Here is a 15,559-nt window from a genome sequence, read left to right as displayed (position 1 = left end):
CCTAGTTTAAAATTATATTTTGTATATCATTAAAATAAAAATGATTAATACCATCTTTATATTCATAATAAAGCGTGAGTTTATGAGAATCTAAAATAGTCTTAACAATGTATAATCCAAGTCCAAAACTATCTTTATTTTTCTTGCCTTGCGTAAAGGCTTGAGTATAGTATTTCAAGTCTTTATCTAAGGCTTTTCCTTTGTTTTTAAAGCAAAGATAATCTTTAGTTATTTCTATAGTAACGCAATTTTCATCAGAATATTTTGTCGCATTATCTATCATATTTTTCATTGCAGTGGTAAAAAGTTTAAAATCTACATTGACGCTAAAACTTTCTTTTATACTAATTTTTACCTTTTCATCATCACTCATAGCTATATCTTTAGCTTCATCTAAAAGATCTAAGATATTGTATTTTTTTAAATTAATCAAACCAGCACCCGAAGTAATTTGCTCAATGGCTGCAAATTCATTAATCAAAATCTCTAAACGATTAAAAGCACCCACTAATCTTTCTTTATATTTGCTATCTTCAAGCATTTCTAAAGTAATTAAACCTTTAGTAATGGGGGTTTTTAGCTCATGCATAATATTTCTTAAGAAAAACTGCCTTGAAGTGTTTAGTTTTTGAATTCTTAAAATAGACTCATAAAAGGCTGTTGCTACTTGAGAAATTTCATCATTTCCCTTGCTAACATTTTGAATTTCATTGAGTTTATTTTCGCCAAATTTATCAATTTGTCTTTTTAAAGCTCTAAGTGGTTTTAATTTTTTAATGATAAAAATATATAAAATCAATAAAACCATTACTACTATACTAGCAATAAGCTTGATCACAAAATAACGATAACCTTGATATTCTAAATCTTTATATAAATAAAGCTTACCATCAAAGATGATTTTTAAATACACATTATCTTCTAAAGTAATGATTTCAACTACACCTGTGCTAGTTTGAGCCCGTGCTATAGTTTCAGCTTTATAGATGATTTGTCTTATGTCTGATGGAGTTGTTAATTCTATCATTTTGTAATTTTTTGTTTGCTCATAAAATTCTCTTTCACTAATCACATGATTAAAATATAATAATCTTGCATTAGCTATAAAAGAATATTTTGCATTAAGCTCATTAGTGTAATTTTGTTGATCATATTTTATAAGCCATAAAAAAGCTAAAATTACACTAACGCTTGCAAGTAAAAAAACAAAGGTTATAGTATAAAAAATTGATGATTTATTCATTGAGTTAATTTATATCCTATACCTCTGATTGAATGAATGTATTTTGGAGTTTTAGGATCATCTCCGATTTTTTGTCTGATTCTACTAATGATTACATCTATACTTTTATTACTAGAATCTTCACTAATAGAGCTACAATTATACACAAGCTCTTCGCGGCTTACCACTCCACCTTCTTTTTTAATTAAATAACTCAAAATATCAAATTCAGCATTAGTAAAGCTAATTTCTTGATCTTTCATAGTGATAGTATGTTTATATTTATCATATACAAGATCTTTTTTAACTTGAGCTTGAGCAGTTTTTGTGTTTGAAATTCTTCTTAAATGACTTTTAATTCTTGCTTGAAGTTCTTGAGGATTATATGGTTTTGGTAAATAATCATCTGCACCCAAATCAAGTGCTGCAACCTTATCGCTAATATCATGCCTTGCACTTGAAATGATAATAGGTGTATCATATTTTTTACGAATTTCCTCGCATACTTCAAGTCCATCAAGTCCAGGTAAGCTTAAATCCAAAATGATTAAATCATAAGGATTTAAAGCAAGTCTTGAAAGACCTATATAAGGCTCATGAGCAATATCTACTTTCATATCAAATTGCTCTAAATATTCAGCTATAATCTCTGCTAATTCTAAATCATCTTCTATCATTAAAATATTTGTCATTTTTTTCCTTTCTTAAAAAAGTAAAGCTCTTACAAATCCGCCTCTATTAATCCAAATTTTAACATACTCTTTACCTTTATTTAATTCTAAAGCCTTAGATAATTCTTTAAAATTTGAAATTTCATACTGATCAACACCTATAATAATATCACCTTGCTCAAAACCTATTTTTTCAGCTTTTGATTTTGGAGTAACTTCGGTAATTAAAATACCACTAATACTTTCAGGTATGCGGTATTGCTGTCTATTTTTAGAGTCAAGTTCCACTAATTTTAGACCATCAATATAACCTTTTTCATATTGTAGCGACTTTTCATCTGTTTTTAACATAAATTTAGCTGTTTTGACTTTATTATCTCTTTCATAAGTTACTTCTACTGCTTGTTTTGGATCAATACTTCCTATGTAGTTTTTTAAATCCATAGGGCTTTTAATCACAGTTTTATCTACTTTTATAATCAAATCTCCTCTTTTTAACCCTGCATTATAAGCTGCTGAATCTTTTTGTACTTCAGTGATTAAAGCACCTTCTTGATTAGTATAGGCTTTTTTAATATCTTGAGTTAAAGCTCCTATGACTACGCCTAAATATCCTCTTTCAATTTTTCCATGCTCAATAAGTTTTTGTGCAATAGATTTTGCCATATTAGAAGGGATTGCAAAACCTATGCCATTATTTCCACCACTTCTTGAAAGTATGGCTGAATTTATCCCAACCAAAGCTCCTCTACTATCTACCAAAGCTCCACCTGAATTTCCAGGATTAATAGAAGCGTCAGTTTGGATGAAATTTTCATATTGATTTAGACCTATATTGTTTTTATTTAAGGCCGAAATAATCCCACTTGTAACACTACTTCCAACACCAAAAGGATTACCCAAAGCAAACACTACATCACCTTCTAGTAATTTATCTGAATCAGCAAAAACTACTGCGGGTAAGTTTTTTGCTTCTATTTTTATCACTGCTAAATCTGTTTTAGGATCAGCACCGATTAATTTAGCTTTATATTCAGTGCTAGAATCAGGTAAATTTACAGTGATTTTTTCAGCATCTTCTATAACATGATTATTTGTTATAATATAACCATCGCTTGAAATAATTACACCAGAACCCAATGAACTTACAACTTCTTTATTTTTTTTATTTTTTGGAGCTTGTGGGAAATCAAAACCAAAAAATTGTCTAAAATAAGGGTCATTGAAAAAATCATCAATTCCAAATGAACTACTTTGAACAGTTTTAGAAGTTGAGATATTTACAACTGAATTTTTAACTTTTTGTATGGAATCATGATAAGAAAGTATAGTATTTTGATTATCAGTTGGTAAAGTTCTTTTTACATTATCATCTGCTTGTTTAAAATCAATACTAGCACTAAAAAGACTAGTTGCCAATGCCAAAGAAAGAATCATAGTTTTTTTCATGTTTTATCCTTTGTAAAATCATTTAATGCAAGTATAAAATTTTATTTTTACACAATTGTAAATAAAACCTTTAGTTTTAAAACTTATAAAAGTTGATTGACTAAGACTAAAGTTTTTGATATAATCTTATAAAAAATTAAGGAATAATAAAAATGAGTAATAGTTTATATGAAACACTAGGAGTTTCGCAAAACGCTAGTGCAGATGAGATAAAAAAAGCTTATAGAAAATTAGCAAGACAATATCATCCTGATATTAACAAAGAAAATGGTGCTGAGGAAAAATTCAAAGAAATTAACGCCGCTTATGAAATTTTAAGTGATGAGAAAAAAAGAGCTCAGTATGATAGATATGGCGATTCTATGTTTGGTGGGCAAAGTTTTCATGATTTTTCAAGAAATGCAGGTGGAGCTGACATCAATGATATTTTAAAAAATATTTTTGGCGGAGGCTTTGGAGGATTTAGTGGCGGTTTTAGTTCTAGTAATAATTTTAGAAGTGGCTTTGGAGGATTTGGAGGATTTGAAGAAGATTTAGACTTGCAAGCAAGTGTTAAAATTCCTTTTGAAAAAGGAATTTTAGGTGGTGAGCATTTGGTAAATATAAATAACGAGCAAGTTAAAATCAAAATTCCACATGGCATAAAAGATGGCGAAAAGCTACGCATACGAGGTAAAGGAAAAAGCTTTCAAGGGCAAAGAGGGGATTTGATTTTAAAAGTTGAACTTGAAAAAAGCGATGAATATGAAAGAGAAGATGATGATTTGTACAAAAAGGTTGAAATTAGCTTAAAAACAGCGCTTTTTGGAGATAAAATCAGTGTGCATACCCCAAGAAAAGAAGTTAAAATTACCATACCGCCAAATTCTAAAAACAATCAAAAAATTAGACTTAAAGGCTATGGAGTGCAAAATAGAAAAACAGATCTTTATGGGGATATGTATTTAATTTTGAATGTAAAAATACCTGATATTAATAGCCTTGATCCTGAATTTGTAAAAATTTTAGAAGAAAAATTACCTTGAAAGGAGTAAGTAATGGAGCATAGTTATGATGAACCGGTGTATCTTATAAGTGTTGTTGCAAAAGTTTTAAGTATACACCCACAAACTCTAAGACAATACGAAAAAGAAGGTTTAGTTGAGCCAAGTAGAACCGATGGTAAAATGAGACTTTATTCTCAAAAAGATATAGATAGAATCAAAATGATTTTACGCTTAACAAGAGATCTTGGGGTTAATTTAGCTGGTGTTGATGTGATTTTAAAACTAAAAACAAAAATTGATGAGTTTGAAAACACTATTGAAGAGTTAAGATTAGAACTTGATAGAAGAGATAATCCTTCAAAATCAAGAGCAGTAGTTAAACATAGAAGTAATTTTGATTTAATTTTTTTAGAAAAAATAAAATAATAAAAACATTACAAAAGGTTGGTGAGTGGATGCTTTTATAACTTTATTTTTAACTGCAGTAGCAGTTGCTGTCATACTTAATGTTATACTTAAAAAATTTGGTATTCCAACTATTATAGGTTATATAGCTACAGGTTTATTTGTGCGTGAATTTTATGGTTTTAGCACTAATGAATTTATTATACATGTAGCTGAATTTGGCATAGTTTTTTTAATGTTTACCATAGGGCTTGAATTTTCATTTAAACATCTTTTAGCAATGAAAAAAGAAGTATTTTTAAATGGAAGTTTGCAAATGCTAACTTGTGGTTTGGTTTGTACTTTACTTGTAACTTATATTTTAGGTATAGCAAGCCATATCGCAATGATAGCAGGTTTTGCTCTAGCCTTATCTTCCACTGCTATAGTTTTAAAAATACTTAATGATAATGGCGATATCAACGAAGAATATGGCCGAAAAGCTTTAGGAATTTTACTTTTTCAAGATATTGCTGTGATACCACTGCTATTAATGATTGATATATTTAGTTCTCAAAATGCTGATATTTCAAAACTTTTACTTACAACTTTAGTCAGTGCTGTAATTTTACTTGTTTTGCTTTATTTTATAGGCAAATACCTTTTTACTTATGTTTTAAAATTCATCATTAAAACTAACGCAAATGAAATTTTCATCGCTACCATACTTTTTACCGTAATAGGAGCGAGTTTTTTAGCTCATTCTTTTGGTTTTTCATACTCACTTGGAGCATTCATAGCTGGAGCTTTGATAGCTGAAACTAAATATAAACATAAAATAGAAGCAGATTTGGTTCCTTTTAGAGATTTGCTTTTAGGATTTTTCTTTATCAGTGTTGGTTTGCAAATTGATTTTCATATAGTTTTTGAAAATTGGTTTTTGATTTTTGTTTTTGTAAGCTTGGTTTTATTGATAAAATTTGTAGTAATCTATGGTCTTTTAATTCTTTATACAAGAAAAAGAGTAGCATTAAAAACTGCTTTGAGTATTTCTCAAATTGGAGAATTTGCGCTAGCAGTATTTTCATTAATGCAAGTAAATTCACTTATAGATGAAAAAACAGCACAAATTTTTATTATAGTTTCTATCGTCACTATGGTTGCAACGCCTTTTATTTTAAATAATCTTAGAAAAATAGCCAACGCAGCCGAAGGTGAGCAAAATGATATGGCTAAATTTTATTTATGTGATCAAAAAATGAAAGATCATTTTATCATTTTTGGTTATACAAGATTAGGTCAAGAAGTGGTGCAAAAGATCAAAAAAACAGGTATTCCATATTTGGTTTTAGAAAGTGATTTAAATTTAGTTGAACTTGGCCGCAGTAGAAATGAAAATATCTTTTTTGCAAATGTAGCCCAAGTAGAAACATTAAAAGTAGCAAATATAGAAGAATGCTCAGTTGCTATTATAACTATAAGTAATGAAGCTAAGCTTGATATGCTCTATCAAGTGCTTTCTAGCTTTAACAAACCCATACAAACGGTTTTAAAAACAAGTGGTACAGGTGCTAAGATCATTTTCCCACATACTGATAAACATTTACACATTGTAGATGCTGAAGCTTCAATAGCAAGAAATTTAGTACAAGAAGCATTACAATGTAGAATCAATACAAGTGCAGCAGAATGAAAAATGATGAAAAAGCTTTAAGGGTAAAATATGTAAGAGCTTTAGAAAAATTTACTAATTCTGCTGTGAGTGCTTTAAAAAGAGAAGATTTTGATTTAACTCTTTTTAGGGAAAGAATGCAAAAAAATGCTAAAATCTTTGAGAAAATTCAAGCAGTGTTTTTAGATTCTACTTATACCAAGGCTTTGGAGATTTTTGTAAATGAGTGTTTAGATGAAAGTTTAGACCAAAAAACCTTAGCTTCAAAAGCCAATGCCTTATATAAGCTAAAAAATAATCAAAGTTATAAAAAAGACAAACATAAAATTAAATTTAAGGATGAATATTGATAAATGTAATTTTTGATATGGACGGCACGCTTATAGATAGTGCTAATGCTATAGTATGTGCGGTAAATGAAATAAGAGCGGATTTAAATTTAGAACCTTTAAAAAGAGAGTTTATTTTAGATACTATCAATACTCCTGGACAAAATTATGCTAAGATTTTTTACGGGGTTGATACTTACTCACATACTAGCTTTAAAGAAGGTTATGAGAAGTATTTTATTAAGCATTATGATCAAAGCGTAGTGCTTTTTGATGGTGTGCTTGAGGTTTTGGAATTTTGTAAAAAAAATGATTGCTATTTAGCTATAGCCACAAATGCACCTCAAGAAAGCTTGGTACCTATTTTAAAAAAACAAAACATTCTTTCATATTTTGATAAAATATTAGGTGTTAGTTATGGTATAGAAGCTAAGCCTGATCCTATGATGCTAAGATTAATCGCAGATGAAGCAAAATATGAAAAAAGTATTTTCATAGGCGATAGCTTAAAAGATAGACTTTGTGCTAAAAATGCTAAGATGGATTATATACATATTTCTTGGCAAAAAGAAATTAAAGACTTAGATGAAGCTAACGATAAAACTACTTTAATAGAAAAAATTCAAACTTATATAAAAGGTTAAAAATGGATATTTTTGATGAAATGTTTGCAAAAAGCCCTAAAGAAAAATTTATTGAAACAATAAAATATGCAAATTTAGGTGCATTAGAAAATGTTTTAGAAAAATTATTAGCCGATCATATCGCTATGATAGAGCTTTTAGAAAAAAATAATTTAAATGAAAATGATGTAGCACAATTTCAAATGGAAAATTCACTCTTAATAGATGAGAGAAAAAATGATTTTTATATAGGCTTAAGTGCTGAAATTTTAGGGCATGAAGGTTGATTTTGCGTTTATTTTTGTCTTTATTTTTGATGTTTAATTTTTTAAAAGCTGAAGTATTTTTTGATTATACTTACAAATTTACCTTAAGTAAAGATGAAAAAGCAAGTGTAAAAATAAAAGAAATTGATTATCCTGATGAGATTTATTATTTTGACTTTTCATGGACTTTATTTGATCAAACTAATATCATCGTTCATTCAAGGTATAAAAAATACCCTAGGCAATTTGTGATGTCTTTAAGAAGAAATTTAAATTGGGTAGATCAAACTTTAGTGCCTGATTATAAAAATCCACACATAGATAGAGCAAGATTAATACTTGAATTTAGTGATTTTAAAAAAGGTGAGGCTATTTTCACTATCTACATAGAAGATAGAGATAAAAGATTAGAAGTGGAATTTTTAGATCCTAGAAAAGTCACTCTTAATCAAAACTAAAGTAAAATTTAATAAAATATAATTATAAGAAAATTAAGGAAAGCATGGTGCAAAAGATAGATCAATATATGCATGAATTTTTATCTGAATTAAATTACAAGCCTATTTTAACAATGAGTTCAAAACTTCAAGGCGGTAAAAAATTACGCTCAAAATTACTTTTAAAAATAGCTAGCGAAAACGATATTAGTTATAAAATTTGTGCCATTATAGAATTAATCCATGCTGCAAGCTTATTACATGATGATGTGATTGATGAAGCAAGATTAAGAAGAGGTGTAAAATCTATCAATGAACAATTTGGAGCCAAAAATGCTATCATGCTTGGAGATATTTTATACTCAAAAGCCTTCTATGAACTTTCTTTAATAGATTTAAAATTAGCAAAAATCATCTCCAATGCTGTTGTAAAGCTTTCCGTTGGCGAATTAATGGATGTAAATTTAAGCGAAACTTTCAATACCGATAAAAACGCTTATTTGCAAATGATATATAACAAAACAGCCGTTTTAATCGAAGCTAGTGCAAGATGTGGGGCAATACTTGCTAATTTAAATGAAGATGATTTTGCAGAATATGGTAAAAACTTGGGCTTGGCTTTTCAAATCGTAGATGATATTTTAGATATCAAAGGCGATGAACAAACCTTAGGCAAACCCGCCATGAATGATTTTAAAGAAGGTAAAACTACCCTTGCTTATATGTATTTATATGAAAAATTAAATCCACAAGATCAAGAAATACTTAAGTCTTATTACAAGAAAGATTTAAATATAGATGAACTTACTTGGATTAAAAATAAAATGCAAGAGCATGAAATTTTTAATCAAATTGGTCAAGAATTAAACACCTATGCAAATAATGCCTTAAAAGCCATAGAAAAATACAATATAAAAGATTTAGAAGATATTATTAAAAGTATGATAGAAAGGGAATTTTAATGCATTATTATTGTATCAGTTTTACGCACAAAAATACAGATATTGCTACTAGAGAAAAACTTTCCTTTTCCAATGAAGATAAAAAAAGAGAATTATTAAGATTAATCCATACTAATAATAAAATTCTAGAAAGTTTAGTGCTTAGCACTTGCAATAGAGTTGAAATTTTTCTTTTTATCGGAGAAATTGAAAGTATCAATGAACATATTTTAAAAACACTTAGTTTACTTTGTGGGGTTGATAAAGAAAATTTAAGCACAAAAGCTGATTTTTATGAAGATAGTGGGGCTATCCATCATTTATTTTCTGTGGCAAGCTCACTTGATAGTTTAGTTATTGGAGAAACACAAATTGCTGGACAATTAAAAGATGCTTATAAATTTGCTCTACAAGAACAAAGATGTGGTGTGCATTTAACTAGAGCAGTCCATTATGCTTTTAAATGTGCAGCAAATATTAGAAATCAAACTGAAATTTCCAAAAATCCTATTTCAGTTGCTTCAGTAGCAGTAGCAAAAGCCAAAGAGCTTATAAATTTAGAAAATAAAACTGCAGTTGTAGTAGGTGCAGGGGAAATGAGCGAGTTAGCCTGTAAACATTTATTAAATGCTAAGGCCAAAGTATTGATTTTAAATCGAGATATACAAAATGCCCAAAAACTTTGTGAGGATTTAGGTGAAAATGCAAATTGCGAAAGTATCGCAAATTTAAAAGAAGCATTAAATAAATATGAGATATTTTTTAGCGCCACAAATGCTCCACATGCTATCATAACTAATGACATATTAGAAGAAAAAGATTATAAAAGATATTTTTTTGATATAGCAGTGCCTAGGGATATTGATGTAAAAGCAAATGAAAAAAATATAGTTTATGCTGTTGATGATTTAGAAGAAGTTGTAAGAAAAAATTTAACACTAAGAGAACATCAAGCCCAGATTGCTTATTCTATAGTAGGCACTATGACAAATGAGTTTTTTCAACATCTAAGCAAACTAGCAACCTTACCTTTGGTCAAGCAATTACGCTTGCAAGCTGATGAAATCGCTAAAGAACAATTACAAAAGGCCATAGATAAAGGATATTTAAAACACTCAAATCATGAAGAAGCAAGAAAGCTTATAAGACAGGTGATGAATGCATTTTTACATCATCCTAGTGTAAATTTAAAAAAACTAAGTGGAACTATGCAAAATGACTCTGTTGTAAACGCCATGCGTTATGTGTTTGATTTAAAAAATGAAAGCATGGAAGGTTTAAACTTTTATAAATGTGAATTTAATTTGGAGAATAATCATGAAATTTAGTAAATTTTATGCCATAAGCACAAAAGAAAATCCAAAAGATGCTACCCTGCCAAGTCATATATTTTTAGTTAAGGGTGCTTTTGTAGAACAAATTGGAAGTGGTTTGTATAATTTTTTACCTTTAGGAAAAAGAGTTTTAGATAAGATTAAAAATATCATCAAAGAAGAAATGGATAAAGCGGGAGCTTTAGAAGTAAATTTAAGTTTTAATACCCCAGCTGAACTTTGGAAAGAAAGTGGGAGATTTAATGTTTTTGGTAAAGAGCTTTTACGCTTTAAAGATAGAAAAGAAAATGATTTTGTCTTAGGACCAACCCATGAAGAAGCCATAGTAGCTTTGGTTAGAAATAAAGTAAATTCTTACAAGCAACTTCCTTTGCATTTATATCAAATAGGACTTAAATTTAGAGATGAAGCTAGACCTAGATTTGGACTTTTAAGATGTAGAGAATTTTTAATGAAAGATGGCTATAGTTTTCATAGCAATGAAGCTGATTTAGATAAAGAATTTAATCTTATGCATGAAACTTATAGTAAAATTCTTACAAGATTAGGGCTTGATTTTAGAGCTGTTGAAGCTGATAGCGGGGCTATTGGCGGAAGCGGTTCAAAAGAATTTATGGTTTTGGCTAAAAATGGCGAAGATGATATATTATTATGCGAGCATTGTGATTATGCTGCAAATATTGAAGCAGCAAAAAGAGCTAAAAAAAGTTGTGAAGATGAAAGGCCAGAAGCTGATTTTGCTACACAATTTCACACTCCAAATGTAAAAACTATAGAAGAATTAGCGGAATTTTTTAAAATTAACCCTTACTATACTATCAAAGCTATTGCTAAAAAAGCTATTTACGAAAATGAAGAAAAAATTGTAGTATTTTTTATACGCGGTGATGATGAATTACAAGAAGTTAAAGCACTAAATGCAGCAAATGCACTAGAATTAGTTGATGTAAGTGAAGAAGAATTAGAAAAAGCAGGTTTGGTACCAGGATTTATCGGCTTTGTAGGATTAAATGGAGTTGATTTTTATATTGATCGTGAGCTTGAAAATGAAACAAATATGATTATTGGAGCAAATAAAAAAGATTATCATTTGGTTGGAATCAATGTTGTAAATTTAAACAAAGAACGCTTTAAAGATCTTGCCGCAGTTAAAGAGCATGATCTTTGTCCAAAATGTCAGCACAAGCTTAAGCAAAGCAAAGGTATTGAAGTAGGACATATTTTTAAACTTGGAAATAAATACTCAAAAGCAATGAATGCAAGCTATTTAGATGAAAATGGTAAAGCTCAATTTTTCACTATGGGTTGTTATGGTATGGGGGTGAGCCGTTTAGTAGCTGTTGCCATAGAAGCAAGCCATGATGAAAAAGGTTGTATTTGGAATAAAACTCTAGCTCCTTTTGTTTTAGATATTATCGTTTCTAATATAAAAGATACAAAAGCTATGGAATTTGCCGAGCAAATTTATACTCATTTTAAAGATAAAGAAATTTTGTTTGATGATAGAAATGAGCGTTTTGGTGTAAAGATTAATGATTTTGAATTAATGGGCTTTCCTTATGCTTTAGTTATAGGTAAGGGCTTAGAAAGCGATGAAGTAGAGTTAATCCATAGAAATACCCTAGAAAAACAAGTTTTAAAAACCCAAGAAGTAATTTCACACTTAGAGAAAATTTTATGATAGCAAAAACAAATTTAAGCGCTTTTTTGATTTTAGAATTGATTGCTAGTATTTTATTTATAGTTTTTTTCGGTTTTTTAAATTTTTTTATGATAGTTTTTACAAGTATGTTTTTAGGAGCAATGTTTTTAGCAAAGACTTGGACAAATCTCATCACTATGCAAAATGCCAATACTAATTTATTTGGTATGATTAAATTATTTTCCTTAACTATAGTTGGAATTTTACTTTTAATACCAGGAATTTTAAGCACATTTTTGGGAATTTTACTCTTATTTTTTATGATGATATTAAAATTATTTACAAAACAAAAAAGAAAATATCATCAAACGAACAACGAAGAAGAAATCATAGATGTAGAAATCATACAGGAGCATAAAAAATGCAATTAATCATCGCAACAAGAAAAAGCCAACTTGCATTATGGCAAAGTGAGTATATAAAAAATAAATTATTACAAACACATTCTGATTTAGAAATTTTTTTAGAGGGTTTTAAAACTAAAGGTGATGTTTTACTTGATTCTCCTTTAGCTAAAATAGGCGGAAAAGGACTTTTTACAAAAGAACTTGAAGAAAGTATGTTAAGAGGTGATTCACACTTAGCTGTGCATAGCTTAAAAGATGTGCCAAGCTTCTTTCCTGATGGCTTAGTTTTAGCTGCTATTTCAAAAAGAGAAGTGGTAAATGATGCTTTTTTAAGTGAGTATTATGAAAGCTTAAATGCTCTTCCAAAAGGTGCAAAAGTAGGCACTACAAGTCTTAGAAGAAGAATGCAGCTTTTAGCGTTAAGACCTGATTTAAATATCATTTCTCTAAGAGGCAATATCAACTCACGCTTAGAAAAACTTAAAGCTAAGGAATTTGATGCTATTATTTTAGCTCTAGCTGGCATTAAACGCTTGGATTTAGATAAAGAAATAAAATACATTAGGGCTTTTGAACTTGATGAGATGATACCTGCAGCTTCTCAAGGAGCTTTAGGTATAGAAAGCATTGATGATAAACAAATTTTAAAATACCTTGAATGCTTAAACGATAAAAATGCCTTTGTAGAAACTTATATAGAAAGAGATTTTATAAAAACCCTAGAAGGTGGTTGTCAAGTACCTATAGGAATTAATGCAAAAATCATTGATGAAAAAATAGAAATTCGCGCCATAGTGGGCTTACCTGATGCAAGTAAAATTTTAAAAGAAAAAAGAGTGATTGATAAGCAAAATTACTCAAATGCAGGCGAGCTTTTAGCCAAAGAAATGATAGCAAAAGGTGCAAAAGAAATTTTAAAAGAAGCAGAGAGTATGATATAAATGCAAAAATTCATAGAGCTTTTAGAAAAAAATAATTTATTAAAAACCATCCATGAGCCAGTAGATGTAGAACTTGAAATGGCGCATTTAGCTTATATAGAAGTTAAAAAAGAAGACTCTAAAGCCTTGCTTTTTACTAATGCAGTAAAAAATGGCAAAAAATACGATTATCCTGTATTATTAAATACTTTTTGCAGCAAAAAAGCTTTAAATTTAGCATTTGGAAAAGATTATGAAGATGTAGCTAAAGAAATTAGCTCTTTACTTAAAATGCACATACCGCAAAGCTTTGGTGCGAAATTAAATTTTTTCAAAACCTTGCTTGATTTAAAAAATATCCCGCCAAAACGTATCAAAAAAGATGGAGAATTTAACTACAAAAGCTTAAATTCTTTATATGAAATACCTATTTTAAAAACTTGGGAAAAAGACGCTGCACCTTTTATCACTATGGGGCAAGTTTATACTCAAAGCATAGATGGAAAACAAAATAATCTTGGAATGTATCGTTTGCAAGTAGTTGATGAAAAAACCTTGCTTATGCATTGGCAAATTCACAAAGACGCGAGCCACTTTTTCCATGAGTATAAAAAAGCAAATCAAAAAATGCCAGTAAGTATAGCCATAGGTGGAGATCCTTTATATATTTGGTGTGCTCAAGCGCCTTTACCAAAAGGTATTTTTGAACTTTTACTTTATGGTTTTATTAAGAAAAAACCTGCTATTTTAGCAAAATGCAAAAGCAATCATCTTTATGTGCCTTATGATAGTGATTTTGTGATTGAAGGTTTTGTAGATCCAAATGAATTTGCACCTGAGGGACCTTTTGGAGATCATACGGGTTTTTATACCCCTGTTGAGCTTTGTCCTGTTTTAAAAGTAGAAAAAATCTTTGCTAAAAAAAATGCGATTTATCAAGCTACTGTTGTAGGAAAACCACCTTTAGAAGATAAATACATGGGGCTTGGCACAGAAAGAGTTTTTCTACCTTTACTTCAAACTAACGCACCTGATTTGATAGATTATAACATGCCTGAAAATGGAGTTTTTCATAATTTAATCTTAGCCAAAATAGAAGCAAAATATCCAGCTCATGCAAAACAAGTAATGCATACTTTTTGGGGGGTAGGGCAAATGAGTTTTGTAAAACATGCTATTTTTGTCGATGAAAATGCACCTTGCTTGCAAGATTATGACAAGCTCATACCTTATATACTTAATCGCTTTGATGAAGAAAAATTACTCATAAGTGAAGGAATTTGCGATCAACTCGATCATGCTTCAAGCACTTATTGTTACGGTGGTAAAGCAGGACTTGATGCGTGTGGTGATGAGAAAAAAGTTGAACTTGAAATTCTAAGTGATGAAGCTTTGTTTTCACTTTTTAAAGAAAAAGATCAAAATATTTTAAAATTAAAACAATTTTACACCCAAACCTTTGCTCCAATTTGTGTGATCTTAATTGATAAAAAAGAAAAAATTGCTCAAATTTTTGAAAAACTACAAATTTATAAAAAACATTTTAGAATTTTAGTTTTTTTAGATTCAGATGCTATTTTGGAAAATCCTTATATGTTAATTTGGCGTGTGGTAAATAATATCGATGCAAAAAGAGATATATTTATCAAAAAAGATTGTGTTGCAATTGATGCGACAAATAAAGGATCATTAGAAGATTATCATAAAGAATGGCCTTTAATGACAAATTGCTCCAAAGAAGTTATAGACAGACTTATTGCAAAAAAATTACTTGTAAATGATGAAAAATTCTTCAAAAAGTTTGAAATTTTTTAATTTTAAACTTTTTGAGAACACTTTTTGCTTATTAAATATATATATTTTTAATTTAAATATTAAGTTTTTTAAAATTGTGTCGATAGTGTGTTTTAGAGTCTTTTAAAAAGGAGTTTAAAATGGACATTAGCAATATTCAAAGAGATACAAATATAACTCATTTTAACACAAAAAGTGTTGAAAAGCCATCTCAAGAGAATAAGCAACAAGTTGATTTAAATGATCAAGATGAGAATTTAAATGAAAAATTAAAAAACGCAACAGAAAAACTTAATAGACAAATGGAAACATTGGAAACAAATGTGCGTTTTGCGTATAATGATAAAATAAACGAAATGTATGTAAATGTCACCGAAAAAGACACAGGTAGGTTAATACGCAAAATTCCTAGTGAAGAAGTTATGAAATTAATAGAACATTTTAAAGGTGTTATCGGCACCATTTTTGATAAGGAGAGTTAA

The 15,559-nt window shown here is 29.1% G+C and carries 17 protein-coding genes; 14 read left to right on the top strand and 3 right to left on the bottom strand.

The annotated features are described in order from the left end of the window. Position 1 precedes the first annotated feature (1 nt). From L8X38_RS04060 to L8X38_RS04050, 3 genes are read right to left on the bottom strand one after another with little or no spacing between them, the layout of a single operon-like run. A complete protein-coding gene (locus L8X38_RS04060) occupies positions 2–1,243 on the bottom strand; it encodes an ArsS family sensor histidine kinase (RefSeq protein WP_263661365.1) in 1,242 nt (413 codons plus the stop codon). Continuing rightward, complete coding sequence (locus L8X38_RS04055) at positions 1,240–1,914, bottom strand: response regulator transcription factor (RefSeq protein WP_039626094.1); 675 nt, start codon at positions 1,912–1,914, stop codon at positions 1,240–1,242. The genes L8X38_RS04060 and L8X38_RS04055 overlap by 4 nt, the downstream gene beginning before the upstream one ends. Before the next feature lie 12 nt (positions 1,915–1,926). Continuing rightward, positions 1,927–3,342: a DegQ family serine endoprotease gene (locus tag L8X38_RS04050; protein WP_133318880.1), complete on the bottom strand. Its 1,416-nt coding sequence runs from the start codon at positions 3,340–3,342 to the stop codon at positions 1,927–1,929. 152 nt (positions 3,343–3,494) lie between these two features. Here L8X38_RS04050 and L8X38_RS04045 point away from each other — a divergent pair, with 152 nt between their 5' ends. The 14 genes from L8X38_RS04045 (at position 3,495) to L8X38_RS03980 (ending at position 15,559) form a co-directional block, all read left to right on the top strand. Continuing rightward, positions 3,495–4,367 (top strand): J domain-containing protein, encoded by an 873-nt coding sequence (locus tag L8X38_RS04045; protein ID WP_263659850.1) that lies wholly within the window; start codon positions 3,495–3,497, stop codon positions 4,365–4,367. Positions 4,368–4,379: 12 nt separating this feature from the next. Further along, a complete protein-coding gene (locus tag L8X38_RS04040) occupies positions 4,380–4,754 on the top strand; it encodes a heat shock protein transcriptional repressor HspR (protein ID WP_039668403.1) in 375 nt (124 codons plus the stop codon). 25 nt (positions 4,755–4,779) lie between these two features. Further along, positions 4,780–6,405: a cation:proton antiporter gene (locus L8X38_RS04035; RefSeq protein WP_263661364.1), complete on the top strand. Its 1,626-nt coding sequence runs from the start codon at positions 4,780–4,782 to the stop codon at positions 6,403–6,405. Then, positions 6,402–6,734, top strand: coding sequence for a hypothetical protein (locus L8X38_RS04030; protein WP_258107332.1), 333 nt, complete (start codon positions 6,402–6,404; stop codon positions 6,732–6,734). Before L8X38_RS04035 ends, L8X38_RS04030 begins: the two co-directional genes overlap by 4 nt. Continuing rightward, positions 6,731–7,357, top strand: coding sequence for an HAD family hydrolase (locus L8X38_RS04025; RefSeq protein WP_263659848.1), 627 nt, complete (start codon positions 6,731–6,733; stop codon positions 7,355–7,357). The genes L8X38_RS04030 and L8X38_RS04025 overlap by 4 nt, the downstream gene beginning before the upstream one ends. Before the next feature lie 2 nt (positions 7,358–7,359). Then, entirely contained in the window at positions 7,360–7,623 is a 264-nt protein-coding gene (locus L8X38_RS04020; protein ID WP_258107334.1) for a DUF2018 family protein, read from the top strand. 29 nt (positions 7,624–7,652) lie between these two features. Further along, entirely contained in the window at positions 7,653–8,060 is a 408-nt protein-coding gene (locus tag L8X38_RS04015) for an exporting protein (RefSeq protein WP_133318977.1), read from the top strand. A 47-nt stretch (positions 8,061–8,107) separates the two neighbouring features. After that, the gene (locus tag L8X38_RS04010) at positions 8,108–9,001 is read left to right on the top strand and encodes a polyprenyl synthetase family protein (protein ID WP_263661363.1); all 894 of its coding nucleotides are present in this window, start codon (positions 8,108–8,110) and stop codon (positions 8,999–9,001) included. Next, entirely contained in the window at positions 9,001–10,308 is a 1,308-nt protein-coding gene (gene hemA / locus L8X38_RS04005; RefSeq protein WP_258107336.1) for a glutamyl-tRNA reductase, read from the top strand. The genes L8X38_RS04010 and hemA overlap by 1 nt, the downstream gene beginning before the upstream one ends. Beyond that, the gene (locus tag L8X38_RS04000) at positions 10,295–11,995 is read left to right on the top strand and encodes a proline--tRNA ligase (RefSeq protein ID WP_263661378.1); all 1,701 of its coding nucleotides are present in this window, start codon (positions 10,295–10,297) and stop codon (positions 11,993–11,995) included. The genes hemA and L8X38_RS04000 overlap by 14 nt, the downstream gene beginning before the upstream one ends. Continuing rightward, positions 11,992–12,387, top strand: a complete 396-nt coding sequence (locus L8X38_RS03995; RefSeq protein WP_263661362.1) for an FxsA family protein — start codon at positions 11,992–11,994, stop codon at positions 12,385–12,387. Before L8X38_RS04000 ends, L8X38_RS03995 begins: the two co-directional genes overlap by 4 nt. Then, positions 12,378–13,304: a hydroxymethylbilane synthase gene (gene hemC / locus L8X38_RS03990; protein ID WP_263661361.1), complete on the top strand. Its 927-nt coding sequence runs from the start codon at positions 12,378–12,380 to the stop codon at positions 13,302–13,304. Before L8X38_RS03995 ends, hemC begins: the two co-directional genes overlap by 10 nt. Then, complete coding sequence (locus L8X38_RS03985; protein ID WP_263661360.1) at positions 13,305–15,098, top strand: menaquinone biosynthesis decarboxylase; 1,794 nt, start codon at positions 13,305–13,307, stop codon at positions 15,096–15,098. Between the two features lie 119 nt (positions 15,099–15,217). Next, the gene (locus L8X38_RS03980) at positions 15,218–15,559 is read left to right on the top strand and encodes a FlaG family protein (RefSeq protein ID WP_133318891.1); all 342 of its coding nucleotides are present in this window, start codon (positions 15,218–15,220) and stop codon (positions 15,557–15,559) included.

Origin of the sequence: Campylobacter sp. CNRCH_2014_2452 (assembly GCF_025772865.1) — a bacterium.
Lineage (GTDB): Bacteria > Campylobacterota > Campylobacteria > Campylobacterales > Campylobacteraceae > Campylobacter_D > Campylobacter_D lari_D.
The sequence above is the reverse complement of the archived record's forward strand: the minus strand, read 5'-3'. Positions and strand labels throughout refer to the sequence as shown.